15 protein-coding genes and 1 pseudogene are annotated in these 17335 nt (G+C 57.5%); 12 read left to right on the top strand and 4 right to left on the bottom strand.

Going from position 1 to position 17335, the window contains the following annotated elements:
• Positions 1 to 17: 17 nt before the first annotated feature.
• From CRO62_RS01710 to CRO62_RS01685, 6 genes and pseudogenes are all read left to right on the top strand, one after another.
• On the top strand, positions 18 to 1205 hold the full coding sequence (locus CRO62_RS01710) for an ABC transporter substrate-binding protein (protein WP_097098935.1): 1188 nt from the start codon (positions 18 to 20) through the stop codon (positions 1203 to 1205).
• A 13-nt stretch (positions 1206 to 1218) separates the two neighbouring features.
• Positions 1219 to 2079 (top strand): branched-chain amino acid ABC transporter permease, encoded by an 861-nt coding sequence (locus tag CRO62_RS01705; RefSeq protein ID WP_038496658.1) that lies wholly within the window; start codon positions 1219 to 1221, stop codon positions 2077 to 2079.
• Between the two features lie 2 nt (positions 2080 to 2081).
• Entirely contained in the window at positions 2082 to 3026 is a 945-nt protein-coding gene (locus tag CRO62_RS01700) for a branched-chain amino acid ABC transporter permease (RefSeq protein WP_097098934.1), read from the top strand.
• A gap of 15 nt (positions 3027 to 3041) precedes the next feature.
• Positions 3042 to 3542 (top strand): GAF domain-containing protein, encoded by a 501-nt coding sequence (locus CRO62_RS01695; protein WP_051489749.1) that lies wholly within the window; start codon positions 3042 to 3044, stop codon positions 3540 to 3542.
• Positions 3543 to 3710: 168 nt separating this feature from the next.
• Positions 3711 to 4940 carry a metal-dependent hydrolase family protein gene (locus tag CRO62_RS01690; protein WP_097098933.1) on the top strand — a complete coding sequence of 410 codons (1230 nt, stop codon included), beginning with the start codon at positions 3711 to 3713 and terminating at the stop codon, positions 4938 to 4940.
• A 122-nt stretch (positions 4941 to 5062) separates the two neighbouring features.
• Positions 5063 to 5205, top strand: a pseudogene (locus tag CRO62_RS01685) (IS6 family transposase); the annotation flags it as partial.
• A gap of 312 nt (positions 5206 to 5517) precedes the next feature.
• Here CRO62_RS01685 and CRO62_RS01680 read toward each other — a convergent pair.
• Genes CRO62_RS01680 through CRO62_RS01670 form a run of 3 tightly spaced genes read right to left on the bottom strand, consistent with a single transcriptional unit; the run spans position 5518 to position 8103 of the window.
• Positions 5518 to 6414, bottom strand: coding sequence for a dihydrodipicolinate synthase family protein (locus CRO62_RS01680; RefSeq protein WP_097098932.1), 897 nt, complete (start codon positions 6412 to 6414; stop codon positions 5518 to 5520).
• A gap of 32 nt (positions 6415 to 6446) precedes the next feature.
• On the bottom strand, positions 6447 to 7328 hold the full coding sequence (locus tag CRO62_RS01675) for an SMP-30/gluconolactonase/LRE family protein (RefSeq protein ID WP_097098931.1): 882 nt from the start codon (positions 7326 to 7328) through the stop codon (positions 6447 to 6449).
• A 55-nt stretch (positions 7329 to 7383) separates the two neighbouring features.
• Positions 7384 to 8103, bottom strand: coding sequence for a FadR/GntR family transcriptional regulator (locus CRO62_RS01670; protein WP_097098930.1), 720 nt, complete (start codon positions 8101 to 8103; stop codon positions 7384 to 7386).
• 299 nt (positions 8104 to 8402) lie between these two features.
• Here CRO62_RS01670 and CRO62_RS01665 point away from each other — a divergent pair, with 299 nt between their 5' ends.
• The 6 genes from CRO62_RS01665 (at position 8403) to CRO62_RS01640 (ending at position 16411) form a co-directional block, all read left to right on the top strand.
• Positions 8403 to 10352 (top strand): ABC transporter substrate-binding protein, encoded by a 1950-nt coding sequence (locus CRO62_RS01665; RefSeq protein ID WP_038496694.1) that lies wholly within the window; start codon positions 8403 to 8405, stop codon positions 10350 to 10352.
• Positions 10353 to 10472: 120 nt separating this feature from the next.
• Positions 10473 to 11459: an ABC transporter permease gene (locus CRO62_RS01660; protein WP_003517191.1), complete on the top strand. Its 987-nt coding sequence runs from the start codon at positions 10473 to 10475 to the stop codon at positions 11457 to 11459.
• Positions 11460 to 11468: 9 nt separating this feature from the next.
• Positions 11469 to 12593, top strand: coding sequence for an ABC transporter permease (locus CRO62_RS01655; protein WP_025591532.1), 1125 nt, complete (start codon positions 11469 to 11471; stop codon positions 12591 to 12593).
• Positions 12594 to 12601: 8 nt separating this feature from the next.
• The gene (locus CRO62_RS01650; protein WP_179784431.1) at positions 12602 to 14326 is read left to right on the top strand and encodes an ABC transporter ATP-binding protein; all 1725 of its coding nucleotides are present in this window, start codon (positions 12602 to 12604) and stop codon (positions 14324 to 14326) included.
• 44 nt (positions 14327 to 14370) lie between these two features.
• Positions 14371 to 15558 (top strand): galactarate dehydratase, encoded by a 1188-nt coding sequence (locus CRO62_RS01645; RefSeq protein ID WP_013637437.1) that lies wholly within the window; start codon positions 14371 to 14373, stop codon positions 15556 to 15558.
• Entirely contained in the window at positions 15545 to 16411 is an 867-nt protein-coding gene (locus tag CRO62_RS01640; protein ID WP_097098929.1) for an aldose 1-epimerase, read from the top strand. Before CRO62_RS01645 ends, CRO62_RS01640 begins: the two co-directional genes overlap by 14 nt.
• A gap of 229 nt (positions 16412 to 16640) precedes the next feature.
• Here CRO62_RS01640 and CRO62_RS01635 read toward each other — a convergent pair whose 3' ends face one another.
• The gene (locus CRO62_RS01635; protein WP_097098928.1) at positions 16641 to 17252 is read right to left on the bottom strand and encodes a TetR/AcrR family transcriptional regulator; all 612 of its coding nucleotides are present in this window, start codon (positions 17250 to 17252) and stop codon (positions 16641 to 16643) included.
• Positions 17253 to 17335: the final 83 nt, after the last annotated feature.

The following is a 17335-nucleotide window of genomic DNA, read 5'->3' as shown; positions in this document are numbered from 1 at the left end:
ACAAAAAGGGGAATGCCATGAACAGAAGAGAATTCCTTTCCGCATCCGCCATCGTTGCCGGCAGCCTATTTGCACCGGCAATCCTGCGAGCTGAAACCTCCATAAAACTTGGCGTGCTGACGCCGCTTACCGGTGCCGGCGCCCAGGATGGCCCCCGTATGCTGAAGGCGATGCAGGCGGTTGTCGACGAGGTCAACGGAGCCGGTGGTGTCCTGAACCGAACCATCGAACTGATCGTTGAAGATGATCAGACCAATCCCGAGGCCGCCGTCCGCGCGGCTCAAAAACTCGTCGGCGTTGATCGCGTTCCCGTTGTCATGGGAACCTGGGCATCTGCCGTGACCTCAGCCGTCGCACCGGTTTGCTGGGAGAGCAAGACGTGCCTGATGACCGTTTCAGGGGCCGATTCCATCACGCAGCTGCCGCATCAGGGCTACATTTTCCGAACGCAACCAAATACGGCGCTTCAGGCGACCAAGCACGCCGAATATCTTGTGTCCACGGGTGCGAAGAAAGTGTTCTACGTGGCGGTACAAACGCCTTTCGCCGCGACAATGAAAAACCAGATTGCCTCCGTTCTGGCATCAAACGGCGCCGAGCTTGTCGGCGGGCTGATTTACGAACCATCGAAGTCGAGCTATCGCTCGGAAATCGATAGCGCTATCGCCGCCAAACCCGATTTCATCTATCTCAACAGTTACGGACCAGACCTGACCGTCCTCCTGAAAGACCTCTATCGTGCCGGCTATGAAGGGGGACGCATTACCCAGTCATATGCCTACACCACCAAGGTGGCCGAGGGTATTCCATCGGACGTAACCGACGGTCTCGTAACGGCTCAGCCCTCGAGCGACGTCGACAGCGAAGCTTACGCGCTCGCACAGAAACGCCTGAACAACCAATCCGCGGATTCGTATGAAGCGCAGGCGACCGACTGGATCTCGCTTGCCCTTCTCGCGATCCAAAAGGTCGGGAAAGCTGAAGGCACGGGCATTCGGGACGCCGTCCGGCTTATCTCTCAGGGCAACGGCGCGAAAACATACTCGGCAGTCGAGGGTCTGAAGCTTCTCCGGGACGGAAAGGACGTCAATTACGACGGTGCGAGTGGTGCGTGTGACTTCAACGACAAAGGCGACATCGTCGATTGCCGGTTCCGCTACAGCGAAGCCAAAAACGGCAAGATCCAACTGATCAAAATCGTCTGATCGAGGACCAGGAATGAACGTTCTCCAGTTGATCGCAAACGGAATCATGGCGGGAAGTGTTCTCGCCATACCGGCCATCGGATTGACGGCCATGTATTCCGTACTCCGGTTTCCCAACTTTGCAATTGCGTCCCACGCCACAGTGGGCGCTTTTGCCGGCTGGGTCGCGAATGTTGAATTCGGCCTGTCAGTGGTGCCTGCGCTGGTTGTCGCTTTACTCGTCAGCGGGCTTGTTGGCCTGTTCACGGATGAATATATCCTGAAGCCGTTTCGCGCTGCCGGTGTGATCACCACGGCCATTGGCTCTCTCGCCTTGACAATCGGGCTGGAGAATGTCGTCCGCCTCTTTTATGGCAGCGATCTTCGCGGATACGATCTTCCCCTGGCCCGCGACATCACCGTTTTCGGCATCCATCTGGGGCCGCAACAGCTCAAGAACCTGATGGTGTCCCTGGTCGCAATGGCAATTGTCTTTGGTTTCCTGTCCTTTACCCGCATGGGGAAGGCGATGAGGGCCGTTGCCGACAATCCCAGGCTTGCCGACATCAAGGGGATCGATTCCCGCGTGGTGGCGCGCATTGCTTCATTCATGGGAATGGGGCTTGCAGGCCTGGGTGGTATGCTTCTTGGCCTCGATGCTTCCATCGATCCGATGACGGGCTCCCGTGCTATGCTGCCGATTTTTGCGGCGGCCGTCGTCGGAGGGCTGGGAAGCATTCCAGGGGCTGTGGCGGGTGCCTTGTTCGTAGGCATCGCAGAGGAACTCTCATTGCTGGTTCTGCCGGCCAGCTACAAGTCGGCAATCGCCTTCGTCGCGATTATCCTGATCCTGACGCTACGCCCGCAAGGGCTTCTCGGTCGCGAGGCTCGCTAGTCATGGAAGTTTACATTATCAGCATTTCGGTCGTGGCGGGTATCTATGCCGTTATGGCCCTCGGCCTCAACGTGATGTGGGGCATGGCTGGCCTCGTCAATCTTGGCCTTGTCGGTTCAGCCGCGGTTGGCGCCTATACCAGCGCCATCCTGACCAAGACGCTTGGCCTGCCGATTTGGGGAGGTATGATATTCGCCACAATCGCTGCGGCAATAGTCGGCGCAGGGCTCGCCATGCTAACCCGACGCCTGAAGGATCACTATCTTGCCATCGTGACTCTCGGTTTCGCGGAAACGATCCGCATCGTCGCGTCCAACGAAATATGGTTGACCAACGGCACAGATGGGATTTCGGGCATTCCTGGTCCTTTTCGGGCGGATCTCAGCCTGCTGCAATTCAATCTGGTCTATCTTGGCATAGTGGTCCTGATTTTGGCGGTGCTTTATTTCTGCTGCCAGCGGATTCTCTATTCGCCGTTCGGGCGGGTGCTTCGTGCTGTGCGTGACGATGATGTCGTCGTCAGCGTGGCCGGCAAAAATATGCAGGTCTTCAAGGTGCAGGCATTTGCACTGGGCAGCGGTATCATCGGTTTCGCGGGGGGACTTTATGCTCACTACACATCTTTCATCTCGCCCGATCTGTTTGTTCCACTGCTCACGCTGTACATCAAACTTTCCCTTCTTGTCGGCGGTGTCGGCAACAATCGGGGTGCGGTGCTGGGAGCTGCCATCATCATTGTCATCCTTGAAGGCTCGCGCTTCTTGATCCCCTTCATTCCCTATATCACGCCGCCCCAGGGCGCCGCGATGCGGGAACTCTTTCTCAGCGCGACACTTCTGATTGTACTCAGGTTCAGGGTAGCCGGCCTCATTCCAGAAGCGCGAGATCATCCAGTCGTATCGCGTCTCCGTGCCAAGCTGCCCAACCTTGCGAAACCTACACCCTGAAAGGAATAGATCGTCATGAAAACCAAGACCCCAGTCCTGGACGATGTTTCACGCCTGGTCGCGGCGACCACAGCCCGGAACGATATCATCGAAAGCGCAGAGGTTCTCGATGACATTATCCAGGACCGTTTTGGCCACAAACTTTTCACCGTTCTGAGGATCGTCGAGGGCGGAGACGCCGTGGAGCGCCTCTATTCCAGTGACAGCGTTACCTATCCCCCGGGAGGACGGAAAGAGAGGGAAGATACCGTCTGGGGTCGTGTCGTGTACGGTGAAGGTCGCGTACTGATTTCGAAGAATGCGGATGATATTCGGGCAAATTTCCCGGACCATCAGATTATTTTCGGACTGGGCATCGGTAGCATGATCAACATCCCTGTCGTTTGGCAGGGAAAGGTAATCGGATCGGCCAATCTCTCGCATCGGGAGGAGGGGTACTACGACGAGCAAGACGGAGATTATCTGAAGACGCTGGTTGGAATTTTGGCTCCTGCCGTTGCCGAGACTTACGTCTGACGGCGCTCCTCGCCTTAGAATATTACCGGTCCAAGCTCTCCCGCAGTGCATGCCAACTGGTACCTGGAACTGGTGACTTTCCTATCAACTATCTTCTTAGACAGCCGTTCGAGGGCGTAAGCCCCCCAACGCCATTCCTTTATATGCCTCCGGAGAGACTAGACCGAAATGGCCACACTATTCAAAAACGCTCGCATATTTGATGGCTTCCAAAGAACTTTGATCGATGGCCTCTCCGTTCTGGAGGTAGATGGGACTATTCGCGAAGTCTCTTCGTCGCCAAGCTTGCCGGAGGGAACGACAACCGTTGATTGTCGGGGAAAGACACTCACGCCCGGTCTCATCGACGCTCACGTTCATGTCATTGCCAACAGCGTTGATCTAAGCGCTGCCAAGTTCTTCCCATCGTTCGTCTTCACTCAGGCGCGCTACATCATGGAAGGAATGCTGCAACGCGGTTTCACGACGGTCCGAGATGGTGGTGGTGCTGACGCTGGTCTCGTACAGGCTGTCGAACAGGAACTGATCGCCGGTCCGAGGCTGGTCATTTCAGGTTTGGCACTCAGCCAGACTGGTGGTCACGGCGATATGCGATCTGTCTTGCTCGCTCCGGGCGAAACGACCGCAAACAAGGTCGGCAGTTCGATCGCTCGCATTGCCGACGGCATATCGCAAGTGCGCGAAGCGGCTCGCGATGAGCTTAGAAAAGGAGCGCATTTCATCAAAATAATGGCTTCAGGTGGCGCAGCCTCAGTCACCGACCCCATCGAAAACCTGCAATACTCCGGCGAGGAACTTGAGGCAATCGTAGAGGAAGCGCGCGCCTGGAATACATATGTGATGGCGCATGCCTACACGCCTCGGGCTATTGCTGCTGTCGTCAAGGCTGGTGGTCGAACAATCGAGCATGGCAACCTGATTGATGAGCTGACAGCCAATCTGATGCGAGAGGCGGGTGCTTACCTGGTTCCGACGCTCGTCGCATCCGATATTCTGACCCAGTTTGCCGACAAATACGGATTTTCGAGCAACAGCATGCGAAAAATCGCTCAGGTGAGAGATCAGGGGCTCAAGGGCCTCTCAATCGCCCGCAAATCTGGCGTGAAAATCGGCTTCGGCACGGATCTTCTTGGGATCGAACTGCACGACTATCAAGGGGAGGAATTCACTCTCCGCGCAAAGGTCGAGGACCCAGTCGACACTTTGATATCGGCAACCAGCGTTAATGCCGAGATGATGATGATGGAGGGCCGGATCGGAGTGATCAGAAGGAATGCTGTCGCCGATATTCTTGTCGTGGAAGGCGATCCAACCGTGGATGCTACGGTTTTTACTCATCGAGGCGAAAACATCGACCTGATCATGAAAGGGGGCAAGATCTTAAAGAACAGGCTGTGACCGTGCGCAGCTCGATATCCGGGTTTGTCACCACGGCAGCATCAAGGGTGTTGTCACGTTAACCGGCTTGCGTTGCCTACCTTTTGGGTTGGGCGTAAATTTCGGCGAGGCAGACACCGGACATCAGTTTCAAGCGTCACCGTTTTGCGCCGCAGATCGTTTCTCACGCGGTCTGGCTTTACCTGCGGTTCAACCTGAGCCTCGTGAAGTTGAGGAAATGCTGCTCGAGCGTGGGATTGATATTTCATATGAGACGATTCGCCGTTCGATGCATGGAAGATTGCTGCCTGCATCGCTTGAAAAATTTCGACCCGCTGGCCTTTCTCGGCTTGGGCAACTTAACGTGACAACATCATGTAATTCTTTGGCGATGAAGATGTCTGTACCGGCGGAGCGGAGTGCACTTTCAACGAAAGCTTTCTGGCGCGCCTCACAGCGAGATGTATTAGGAAATGGCGTGACGCGAGGCATCGTTTGTTCCTCGCAACCGAGCCGGTTAGGCGCATAGTTCCACAGATGGATTGGACGCCATCATCGGCATCGTAGTGTCTCTCCACAGTTGGGAATGAGGCTTCTGTCATTGCCAGCTGGCAAGCAGGACTTCAAGTGTTGCACGATCCTCGTCGTCAAGACGGGCGAGTCCTGGTGCTCGAACTGGACCAACCGCAAGCCCCTGTATCTGCATCGCTTCCTTCACCACAGTCACATTGGCGCCGTTCCGGTATCGTGTCCGCAGCCGTTCGAACAACTCGATCTTTTCAACGATCTTACGTGCGGCCGAGAAATTGCCGGCCGTCAGTGCATCATGAACTTGCAGGGAAAAGTGCGGTGCGACATTGACGAGACCGGATGTGAAACCGCGGGCTCCGACGGCGCAGAAGGCGGGAGCCCAGCTTTCTGCCAGTCCACACACGTAAAGTGAGCCGTCAGGATCGGAAGCGGCGATCGCGCGCGACAGAAGCATAATATCGGTCGTCGCGAACTTTATGCCTGCGACATTCGGATGGCTGGATAGTCTGACCATGTCGTTGACCGAGAACCCGTCGGCGCGGACATAGGCTACGAGAGGCAATTCGCTGCCTTCAGCCAGGCCGATAAAATAGTCGATCTGTGATTGCGGCGCTGCGAACGGATCAACCGGCTGGTGGGACATGACTGCAGACGCGCCCATCTCCCTGGCCCGACGCGCCATGGACAGGGCCTCCCGCTGCGAGCGTCCAATCGCTGCAGTAACGGGGGCTTGCCCGTTCACCCCTTCTATCGCGGCTTCGTAGACCTTGAGAATTTCAGCGGGCGTTAACGCGTAAAACTCGCCGGTATTGCCCGCAGCAACGATATTGTGGATGCCCGCCTTTGCTACACGGGCATAGGCTTCGATGGTGACACCTATATCGACTTCCCCATCTGTCTCATAAGCCGTTACGGGGACGCCGGAAATACCGTGCAGAGCCTGGCGGAAATCGAATGTCATCATCAACTGGTTTCCTTAAAAATCAAAGGGCATCTTCAGATAGAAAATTTGTGAACGGCTACGCCCGCGACAGGCACATCAAACGCAACAAGCGTACCTGGGGTGGTTGTTCCGTTCGTTTCGGTTACAAGACTCGTGAGATAGATCGTTTTGAGGTCCGGGCCGCCGAAACATGGCATGGTCGGCCCTTTGAACGGCAACCTGTATATCTCGAACAGTTCGCCCTCCGGCGAAAAGCGGTTGAGACGCCCGGCCTGAACGCCGGCGCTCCAGTAACAGCCTTCGCAATCGGTCGCCGCGCCATCAGGCCTGCCTTCGTCGGGTGCGAAATCGTGCAGGCGTTCGGCTGGACCGAGCCTGCCCGTCGCGACATCGAAATCGAACGCCTGATACATCAGACCGCTGCTGTCGGAATGATACATGCGCGTTCCGTCCAGACTCCAGGCAAGCCCGTTCGATGTGAACATATCGCCATTGATGACAAGCTCGACGCCGCCATCAGGCGCGATACGATAGAGGCGGGCATTTCCTGTCTGCACGGCAGCCTCGTCGCGGGTTCCCACCCAGAAATGGCCATCGGGGCCGACCTTGCCGTCGTTGAGACGGCTGTCTGCTCGTCCTTCGTCCGGATCGCACAGCAGTTCGAGCGTGCCGTTTGCGGGGTCTAGAAGGTGCACGCCCGTCTTGAGGCCCGCCACAACAAGGCCATTGTCACAAAGACCGAGGCATCCCACCTGGGCGGGCATTTCGTATCTGTCGAGTTTGCCGCCCGGATGCAGGCAGAAAATGGCGGGGGCGAGAATGTCGACGAACCAGAGATTACCGGTACGCTCATCCCATGCCGGTGATTCGCCGACCTTCAACGGCGTGTCGATGAGAGAGCGGAGTTTCGGCTCTATGATGCGTGGCTGGATCACTGATTATTTTCCCTTGCCCTGTATGGCTCGCCTTTTGAAATGTGGAAAAACGGTTCTAGCTGCCGACGCCCTGAAACATGCGGGCACGGGCCTTCAGGATGTGATCTTTCATTGCGTCATGCGCGGCCTGTTCCTGGCGCGCAAAAATCGCTTCCACGATTGCCGTATGTTCGTTCTGTACCTCGCGCACATGTTGCGGCGTGCGCTTGAGGCTGAGGCTGCGTGTCACCGACTGGCCGATCGCGAAATGCGGTTTGAACCAGATCCGCACGGTGATGTGGAACTGGTTATGGCTCGCTTTCGCAATGGCTTCGTGCAGGGCAAAGTCCTCCTCCGCACCAAGATCGTTGCGCGCAAGACACTGTTCCAGTGCGGTAATGGCCTGTTCGATGCGGGCTTTGTCGGCAGCCTGCCAACTGCGTGCTGCAAGTTCGGCGGCTGCAGACTCAAGGCCGGACCGGAACTCGAAGAAACGCTGCACATCGGCAAGCGAGCCGACAGGAACCTGCTGCAACACGGACGAATCCGGCTGCTGGCGCACATAGGAGCCGGAACCTTTCTGCGAAACGATAAGCCCGTCGTTGCGCAGCCGCTCCAGCGCTTCGCGCACCACCGGCCGGGAAGCCCCGAACAGGGAAGCCAGATTTTGCTCCGACGGCAACCGCTCGTTCACGGGAAACCGCCCACCAGAAATCATTCCGATGATCTTTTCGTAGATGATGTCGCTCAAGCGAGTCTCGCCTCGAGCGGCGGCGGATGCGGTTTGATTGTCCATCAGCAGCCCTTCCGTTGCAAATCGCTGAAGTTAATGGGTTTCCTGCATTTCAATCGCAACAGAAATACCGGGGTTTTCGTGAACGTGGTTACTGTCGTGCCGGTTCTTTCCTCAAACCTGATCCTGAAAACCGGACTACGAATAAAAAATATGTAAAAATCTGTCAATACTTGTAATCATCTGAAAACGCCCATATGGTCTGCCCTGCCGGTGGAGGATCGGTGTGCTGGCTGGCCGGGAGGCTGTTGCGGTTCGGTGAAAGCTGTCTCGCTGCCGGTGATTTTTTGGGAGGATAATCGATGCGCGATGGCGATAAATTTTCACTGGGCGTGACGCGCCGAACCTTTATGGCTGGGCTTGGCGGCGTCGCCGCCGTGTCCGTCATCGGGAGCTCGGCCCTGGCTGCTGCCGGCAAGGAAGCGCCGGAACTGGCAGCTTTGGTAAAAGACGGGAAACTGCCGCCGTTGGCGGAACGTCTGCCAAAAAATCCGATGGTGGTGACGCCGCATGAAAAGATCGGCACCTATGGCGGCACATTGCGCCGCGGCCTGCGCGGTTCGTCGGACCATAACGGCATCCTGCGCATGGTCGGCAACCAGGGGCTGGTGCGCTGGAACATGGACTTCACCGAAGTTCTGCCCAACCTTGCCGAGAAATGGGAGGTCAATGACGACGCCTCGCAGTTCACCTTCCATCTGTTGCAGGGGGCGAAATGGTCTGATGGACATCCCTTTACCGCAGATGACGTGGTGTTCGCCATCGAGGACTGCATCAAGAACAAGGAGCTTTACAGCGCTACCCCGGCGCAACTCTCCGTCGCCGGTAAGGCGGTCGATGTCGAGAAAGTCGATGATTTCACGGTCAGGTTCAAATTCGCAGCGCCAAACGCGCTCTATCTGGAAAACCTCGCCACGCCGCTCGGCCAGCATCCGACGCTGTTCGCCAAGCATTATTGCAGCAAGTTCCTGCCAAAATACAACACGGCGCTCGATGCCGACGTCAAGGCGGCTGGCGTGTCCAGCTGGACGGAACTGTTCCGCGCCAAGTGCGGTGACATCGAAATTCCGTCGCGCTGGTCGAATGTCGACAAGCCGACACTTGATCCGTGGGTGGTGAAGGAGCCCTATTCCGGGGGCGCCACACGCGTTGTCATGACCCGCAACCCTTACTTCTGGCAGGTCGATACCGAAGGCAATCAGTTGCCCTACATCGATGAAGTCAATTTCGGCATTTCGCAGGATGTCGAATCGCTGATGCTGAACGTCATCTCAGGCAAGATCGACATTCAGGAGCGCCATATCAGCGTGCTGGCCAACAAGCCGACCCTGTCGCAGAACATGAAGAAAGGCGACTACCGCCTGCTGACGCTGGTGCCATCAGCTGCACAACAATGCCAGATTTACCTCAACATTACCCATAAAGATCCGGGAATGCGCAAGATGTTTGCGGACAAGTCGTTCCGTCAGGCGCTGTCCATCGCTCTTAACCGGCAGGAAATCATAGATATCGTCTATTTCGGTCAGAGCGAGGGATACCAAGCCGGGCCACGCCCGACCCATCCCTGGTATAATGAAAAGCTGGCACGTCAATACACCGAATATGACGCGGACAAAGCGAACGATCTTCTCGACAAGGCCGGCTACGACAAGAAGAACGGCAACGGCATGCGGCTCCGGCCTGACGGCCAGCCGATTTTCTTCTCGATCGATGTGATCCCGACACTCTATCCCGATCTGGTCGATGCGCTGGAACTGGTGAAGGCGCAGTGGGCGCAAATCGGCGTCGATATCAAGGTCAACACCATCGAGCGCGCGCTGTACTACACACGCGGCGATGATAACGCCCATGATGCGGCGGTCTGGCCGGGTCCGGGCGGTCTCGATCCGATGCTCGACCCGCGTGACTTCTTCGCGTTCCACCCACAGGGGTCGCGCTACGCGATTCCGTGGGCGCTTTGGTACACATCCAACGGGCAGAAGGGGGAAGAGCCGCCGGAAAGCCAGAAGAAGCGCTTCAAACTGTTCGATGAAGCGCGTTCGACTGCCGACCTTGCCAAGCGCGGCGAGAAGATGAAGGAAATCTTCGATATTGCGGCGGAAGAGTTCGAGACGATCGGTCTTTGCCTTGCCGTTGGTGGTTTCGGTATCATCCGCAACAACCTTCGCAACGTGCCGGAGAAAGAACCCGACAGCTGGTCGTGGCCCAACCCCGGCCCGGCGTTGCCGCAACAGTTCACCTTCACAAGCTGACACCGCCACATGGGCGTCGCTTCATCAACGCGGCGGCGCCTCTCAGGTTGCTTCGACCACCCGCAAGCCGTCTCGTAGTGGAAGGCGGCGCGTGTGGTAAAACGTGATTGCGAGAACGTCATGCTGCTATTTATCGTAAAACGCCTGCTGTGGATGATACCGTCCCTGTTCGCCGTCAGTTTTCTTGCCTTTGTACTGATCCAGCTGCCACCCGGTGACTACGTGACGACTTACATCGCCACGCTTGCTGCGTCCAACGAGGTCATAGACCACAATACGGCGGCGCAACTGCGAGAGCGCTTCGGCCTCGATGACCCGATGATCGTGCAATATCTGAAATGGATATGGGGCATCATCAGTCGCGGCGATTTTGGCATCTCGTTCGAATGGCAGCAGCCCGTTTCCGGCCTCATCTGGGAGCGCATGGCGCTGACGCTGGTTCTGGCCATAGCAAGCCTTCTCGCAACCTGGGCCATCGCACTTCCGATCGGCGTCTTCTCCGCCGTGCGCAAATATTCGATCGGCGATTATCTTTTTACCGCCTTCTCCTTTTTCGGCCTGTCCATACCGTCATTCCTCCTGGCGCTGGTGCTGATGTATGTCGCGGCGGTGGAATTCGGGGCCGATGTCGGAGGGCTGTTTTCGGCGGAGTATGAGACTGCCTCGTGGAGCATCGCCAAGATGATGGATCTGATGGCGCACATCTGGCTACCAGTTGCGATCCTCGCGGTGTCCTCCACGGCAAGCCTCATCCGCGTCATGCGCGCAAACATGCTGGACGAATTACCCAAACCCTACGTGACCACCGCGCGCGCAAAGGGATTGTCCGAGTTCCGGCTGCTGACGAAATATCCTTTGAGAATTGCGCTCAACCCATTCATTTCCACGATTGCATGGCTGTTGCCCAATCTCATTTCAGGCTCGGTTGTGGTTGCTATCGTGCTCAATCTTCCGACGGCCGCGCCGCTGCTTTTGCAGTCGCTGATGGCGCAGGACATGTATCTCGCCGGCGCTTTCGTGCTTTTGATCTGCGGGTTGACGCTGATCGGATCGCTCATCAGCGACATCCTGCTTGCGCTGGTCGATCCGCGCATCCGTCTCGAATAGGAGGGCGCCATGAGCGATATCGCCATCACCACCAATACCCGGCCGGACCGCGCTGCCGTCGCCTCGCAATGGCAACTGATCTGGTGGGCGTTCAAGCGCCACAGGCTGGCCATGGCCGCCCTGTTCGTCACCATCGCCATGTATATCGTCGCGCTTTTGCCAGGTTTCTTCGCCATCAACGATCCGGTTCTGCAGAATGCGCGCGCCACCTTTCATCCGCCGCAACGTGTGCATTTCATCGATACGACGGACGGCCTCTCGCTTGGTCTGCATTATTATCCGCTGAAGCTGACGCGTGATCCTGAAACGCTGGCGGCGGTGTTCGTCGAAGATACGGCCAAGAAAATCCCGATCCAGCTATTCGGTCGCGGCTACGAATATTCGGTGCTCGGCCTGTTCACCACGGATATCCACCTGCTGGCCTCGACCGACAAGACCCGACCGCTCTTCCTTTTCGGCGCGGATCGCCTTGGCCGTGATGTTTTCAGCCGGGTAATACAGGGCTCGCAGATTTCGCTGTCCATCGGTCTCGTCGGCGTGTTTTTCTCGCTGCTTCTCGGTGTCGTTCTGGGCGGTATCTCCGGTTATTACGGCGGCCGCATCGATTTTGTCATGCAGCGCGTCATCGACTTCGTTTTGTCGCTGCCGACCATTCCCATCTGGCTGGCGCTTGCCGCTGCCCTGCCGCAGGGTTGGCCGGCAACGCTGCAATATATGATGATCACCATCATCCTGTCCTTGACCGGCTGGGCGCAGCTTGCCCGCGTCGTGCGCGGCAGGTTCCTGTCACTGAGGACGGAAGAATTCGTGGCGGCAGCCCGGCTGGATGGCGTGCCGGAAGGGCGCATCATTTTCCGCCATATGCTGCCGAGTTTTTCGAGCCACATCATCGCCTCGGTCACGCTTGCGGTTCCGGCGATGATCCTTGCGGAAACCTCGCTGTCCTTCCTCGGTCTTGGCCTCCAGCCGCCGACCATTTCCTGGGGCGTGCTGCTTCGCGAGGCGCAGAATATTCGCTCGATCGCAACCGCGCCGTGGCTGTTCCTGCCCGGCGTGGCTGTGGTTGTTGCCGTCATGGCGCTCAATCTGCTCGGTGACGGTCTGCGTGACGCAGCCGACCCCTATAACAAGTGAGGCCCCGGATGAGCGATATTCTCTCCATGAAGCCAGACCGACCGCTGCTTGACGTCCGCAATCTGGTCACCGAATTTCCCGTGCGAAACGGCATTTTCCGCGCGGTAAACGATCTCTCTTTTTCCATTGATCCCGGCAAGACGCTCTGCGTTGTGGGCGAAAGCGGTTCCGGCAAATCCGTCACCGCCCGCTCGATCCTGCAGATCATCGACAGCCCCGGTTACATCGCTTCCGGGTCGATCATCCTCAACCGTGCCGACGGCACGTCGCTGGATCTCGCAAAGCTCGATCCGCGCAGCCGGGCCATCCGCTCGGTGCGCGGCGCAGATATCGCGATGATTTTTCAGGAGCCGATGTCGTCGCTGTCGCCGGTGCATACCGTCGGTGATCAGATCACCGAAGTTCTGCGGCTGCACTTGAAGATGAGCAAGGCGCAGGCACGGGCGGAAGCCATCGAGCTGCTGCGACAGGTGGAAATTCCCAACCCCGAAAAGGCGCTGGATCGTTATGCCTTCCAATATTCCGGCGGCATGCGCCAGCGCGCCATGATCGCCATGGCGCTGGCCTGCAAACCGCAACTGTTGATCGCCGACGAACCGACAACCGCGCTGGATGTCACGACGCAGGCCGAAATCCTCGACCTGATATCGCGGCTGCAAAAGGCGCATGGCATGGCGGTGCTGTTTATCACCCACGACATGGGCGTGGTGGCGCAGATTGCCGATGACGTGCTGGTCATGCATCACGGCGTCGCCAAGGAATATGGCACTGTCGATGAAATATTCCACAATCCGCAAGACCCCTATACGCGCATGCTGATCGGCTCGGTTCTGAAGCTGGAGCAGAAGGCGGAAATCCGGCTTGCCCGCCCGCCGCTCAATCTTGCCGCGGCACCTATCCTAGAAGTGAACGACCTCTCGATGCACTTCGGTGAGATGAAGGCACTGGATGGCGTGTCGATCAAGCTGCTTCCGGGCGAAACGCTCGGCATCGTCGGCGAAAGCGGCTCCGGCAAGACCACCATGGGCCGCTCGATCATGCGCCTCTACGATCCGACCGGGGGCGAGATGCGCTATCGCCGGGCGGATGGCACGGTGGTCGATCTTGCCAAAATCGAAGGTGCGGAGCTGAAAGCGGCGCGGCGTGAGTTGCGCATGGTTTTTCAGGATCCGTTCGGTTCGCTCAATCCGCGCATGACGGTGGGACAGGTCATCGGCGAGCCGCTGCTGGTCAACGGCATTGCGAAAGGCAAGGAACTGGATGAGCGCGTCTGCGCCCTGATGGAGCAGGTGGGGCTGGACCCGGCCGGACGTGAGCGTTACCCACACGCCTTTTCCGGCGGCCAGCGCCAGCGCATCGGTATCGCCCGCGCCATCACGCTCCGGCCGCGCATCATCGTTGCGGATGAGGCGACATCGGCGCTCGATGTTTCGGTGCGTTTCCAGGTGCTGGACCTGCTCATGCGGCTGCAGGACGAGCTTGGCCTGGCTTACATCTTCATCAGCCATGACATTGGCGTCATCAGATACATGTGCGACCGCGTCGGGGTGATGTATCGCGGCAAGCTTGTCGAGGTGGGAGACGCCGAAAAAGTCTGCAACGCGCCGGATCACCCTTATACGCAGGCACTTCTGTCGGCCATTCCGCGCCCTGATCCGCGCGACCGCGACCGCACGAGAAGGTTCCGCTACGTCGAGCCGTCCGAGATCAAGAACGGAGCCGCTGCCAGATAACGGTGCGGCTGTTGCTTCTCGCAATTCAAGAGGAAGACCAAAGCATGAAAATCGATCGCATGCGGGTATTCGTTACCCGCGACAAGGACCGCCCCCGCGTCATCGTCGCTCTCGATACCGATGACGGTTTGACCGGCTGGGGCGAATGCTACAATCACGGCCCCGATCTCGCATTGCCCCCGGTTCTGGATTACCTCTACGGCTTCCTTGCCGGGCAGGATCCGACTCGGGTCGAGTATCTCTACAATCTCCTCCTCCAACAAAACCGCTTTCCGCCCGGAGCACTCGGTCTTTCGGCAATCTCAGCGCTTGACCATTGCCTCTGGGACCTTGCCGCCAAGGCGGCGGGGGTGCCTGTCTACAAGCTTTTGGGTGGCGAAGTGCGTGATCGTATCAAGGTTTACGCCGGCGTCTACACGGCACCGGATGCGCCGGCGGCAAGGGAAGAATTCGATCGTCTCAACGAAGATTGGGGGTTCACAGCCTTCAAGCTAAGCCCATGGCGTGTCGATATTCACGCCCATCGCTGGGGTGAGGTGGTGCGAAGTTCGGCCGAATATTTCCGCTCGCTTCGCGAAACGGTGCGGCCCGACTACGATATTGCCTTCGACGCGCATGCCAAGATTTTCGAGCCTGCCGCTGCCCGTCAACTGGGCAATGCGCTTGCCCCTTACGATCCCCTATTTTTCGAAGAGCCGTTGCGTCCGGAAAATATCGAGATGTGGGGAGACCTGAAGCAGGGGCTGAACTGCACGCTGGCAACGGGTGAAAGTCTTTACAACCGCAATGACTTCCTGCGTCTTCTGCAAGTCCGGGGCGCGGATATCATTCAACCCGACATCTGCGTTGTCGGTGGTATTTCGGAAATGCGCCGCATCGCCACGCTTGCAGAGGCGCATTTCGTCAGCATCGCGCCGCACAACCCGATGGGACCGCTCGCCACCGCCGTCAACGTGCATTTCTCCGCCGCCCAGCAGAATTTCCGTATTCTTGAATACAGGCTGCCGAAGGGGCAGTGCTATGTTTATGGTGGCACCGACCTCGAAAAACGCGAGGATGAAACGCGCTATGTTGTCGACCCTTATCTGCCAAAGGATGGATACCTGGAACTGAGGCCGGACCGGCCGGGTTGGGGAGTCGAGATGGATGAAAAGGCCATGCAGGAAGATGGCTATGTTCACTGGCAGCGACGCGTGCCGAAACGGCCTGATGGCTCATATGCTTTTGCCTGAAACGGTTACTATTGCCTTCAGGCAGCTTTCGGCTCGCCTCCACCCTTCCTGGGGTGGAAGGATGACGCATCTGCACCACGAGGATCACGGCGATATTCTGGTGCCGACAGCGGGGGAGTCTTTTGACCCGTTCAACTGGCCGAGGGCAGGTGCCTATCCGCTCATTCCTTACCACAACAGGTTATATGGCAGCTCATTCGTTCACGCGGATATCCGCCACGACCTTCTTCCACATCCGGCCCTTTCGCCTGATGCCATGCATGGACCTGCTCACCGACGATCGTGGGATATTTCCAGCCTGGCGGCCGATCGGTGCGTGCTGGTGCTTGACTATAAGGCGGATGCTGAATGGCCATTTTCCTTCCGCGCTGAACAGTCGTTCCTGCTTGAAAGCGACAGTTTGACGGTGAAATTGTCGATAACCAATCTGGAAGACCGGCCTGCGCCGGTTTCGCTTGGCTGGCATCCCTATTTTGCGGCAGAATTGGGCTGCGACGCTAGCACCGATGCCAAACTGCAATATCCCCTCGATGTGCAGAACGTGCCAACCGGCCAGCAAGCGGTGCCCCGCTCGAAACCTGCCATTCCTGCTACGACGGGATACACCTTGCACTTCACCGATTGGTCATATGCGCGCATCAGTTTTGGCAGTTTTTCACTTTTGCTCGAAGCTGATCCTTTTTTTAGCAATCTCGCTGCCCATCGTATGGACCGCTATCTTTGTCTTGAACCCGTTTCCATGGTCGCCGGAGCGCTTGGCTTACCGGAAATTGAGCGAAAAGGGCGGGGCGTCGAAACGATCTCGCCCGGTCAACGATTGTCGGGGTGTATTAGGCTTTCTATTGAAAGTTGACGGGGGCGGATTGCCTCACGCCGACAACGGCTATTCCGGGCGCCCCGCTCGCTGTAGCGGCGCACAATGGCTAACCCATTCATCGGCCGGCGGCTTCGATGCAGCTGATAAACTGGTCAGCCGTCTCTCAATCCCGAAGAGAACGCATATTGCGAAGGTTATTCTAAGTTGGCCGATCAACATGCTACCTTCGCTCTTTCGGTAGCACGTCCTTCTTGCACCATCAGGATCAGGCAGAAGCCTGTGCAGCTAGACCAAACGAGACCATCGCCGCTTCACACGCACGCGTAAATCGCATCGACGGACCTTCTTTGCCGGCGGCAAGTTTGCTGACGCGTGCTCCCTCCAACAGCATGGATAGCGTATCAGCCAAAAGTTCAGGATCGCTTACACCTGTCGAACGACAAAGGTCGGCAAGCCGGGAATGCTGTTCCATCTTCAACGTTTCTATTATCGCATGTGCAGGGTGTCCTTGCTCCTTCAACTCTACCGCAGCATTGGCCAAATCGCATCCATAGGGCTCGCTGGAAAGACATTGCGCGCGCGCTTTAACCCATGCCGTGAGCTGAGCCCTCGGGTCGCCCGGGTTCTCTTTTTCGAGATCCTCCCAGGCTTTATTGAGCGTTCGAGAACTATGCTTGAGCGCTTCACACACAAGATCGTCCTTGGAACCAAAATGTCGGTATAACGTCATCTTGTTGGTCGAGGCGGCTTCGGCAATGGCATCAACGCCGATGCCGCGTATCCCATGTTCACGAAACAGTTGACAGGCCGTTGAAACAATCCGGTCACGAGGTGCGATTTTTTGCTCAGAAGCACGATCAGATGTCTCGGATTTCATGAGTTTAATTTTTACCCTGAAGCGGTGTTGACATGCGTGTTACCGATCGGTAACTATTCAAATGTTACTTACCGGTAACACCT

It is taken from the genome of Rhizobium sp. AN6A, assembly GCF_900215635.1.
In the GTDB taxonomy this organism is placed as follows: Bacteria; Pseudomonadota; Alphaproteobacteria; order Rhizobiales; family Rhizobiaceae; genus Agrobacterium; species Agrobacterium tumefaciens.
This window is presented reverse-complemented; position numbering and strand designations above follow the sequence as displayed.

What these genes read in the sequence shown, in the direction of transcription:
- CRO62_RS01665 (WP_038496694.1), top strand. Translation starts at nt 8,403, where the DNA reads ATGCGCGATGGCGATAAATTTTCACTGGGCGTGACGCGCCGAACCTTT.
- CRO62_RS01690 (WP_097098933.1), top strand. Translation starts at nt 3,711, where the DNA reads ATGGCCACACTATTCAAAAACGCTCGCATATTTGATGGCTTCCAAAGA.
- CRO62_RS01645 (WP_013637437.1), top strand. Translation starts at nt 14,371, where the DNA reads ATGAAAATCGATCGCATGCGGGTATTCGTTACCCGCGACAAGGACCGC.
- CRO62_RS01700 (WP_097098934.1), top strand. Translation starts at nt 2,082, where the DNA reads ATGGAAGTTTACATTATCAGCATTTCGGTCGTGGCGGGTATCTATGCC.
- CRO62_RS01670 (WP_097098930.1), bottom strand. Translation starts at nt 8,103, where the DNA reads ATGGACAATCAAACCGCATCCGCCGCCGCTCGAGGCGAGACTCGCTTG.
- CRO62_RS01705 (WP_038496658.1), top strand. Translation starts at nt 1,219, where the DNA reads ATGAACGTTCTCCAGTTGATCGCAAACGGAATCATGGCGGGAAGTGTT.
- CRO62_RS01655 (WP_025591532.1), top strand. Translation starts at nt 11,469, where the DNA reads ATGAGCGATATCGCCATCACCACCAATACCCGGCCGGACCGCGCTGCC.
- CRO62_RS01695 (WP_051489749.1), top strand. Translation starts at nt 3,042, where the DNA reads ATGAAAACCAAGACCCCAGTCCTGGACGATGTTTCACGCCTGGTCGCG.
- CRO62_RS01710 (WP_097098935.1), top strand. Translation starts at nt 18, where the DNA reads ATGAACAGAAGAGAATTCCTTTCCGCATCCGCCATCGTTGCCGGCAGC.
- CRO62_RS01650 (WP_179784431.1), top strand. Translation starts at nt 12,602, where the DNA reads ATGAGCGATATTCTCTCCATGAAGCCAGACCGACCGCTGCTTGACGTC.
- CRO62_RS01640 (WP_097098929.1), top strand. Translation starts at nt 15,545, where the DNA reads ATGCTTTTGCCTGAAACGGTTACTATTGCCTTCAGGCAGCTTTCGGCT.
- CRO62_RS01680 (WP_097098932.1), bottom strand. Translation starts at nt 6,414, where the DNA reads ATGATGACATTCGATTTCCGCCAGGCTCTGCACGGTATTTCCGGCGTC.
- CRO62_RS01660 (WP_003517191.1), top strand. Translation starts at nt 10,473, where the DNA reads ATGCTGCTATTTATCGTAAAACGCCTGCTGTGGATGATACCGTCCCTG.
- CRO62_RS01635 (WP_097098928.1), bottom strand. Translation starts at nt 17,252, where the DNA reads ATGAAATCCGAGACATCTGATCGTGCTTCTGAGCAAAAAATCGCACCT.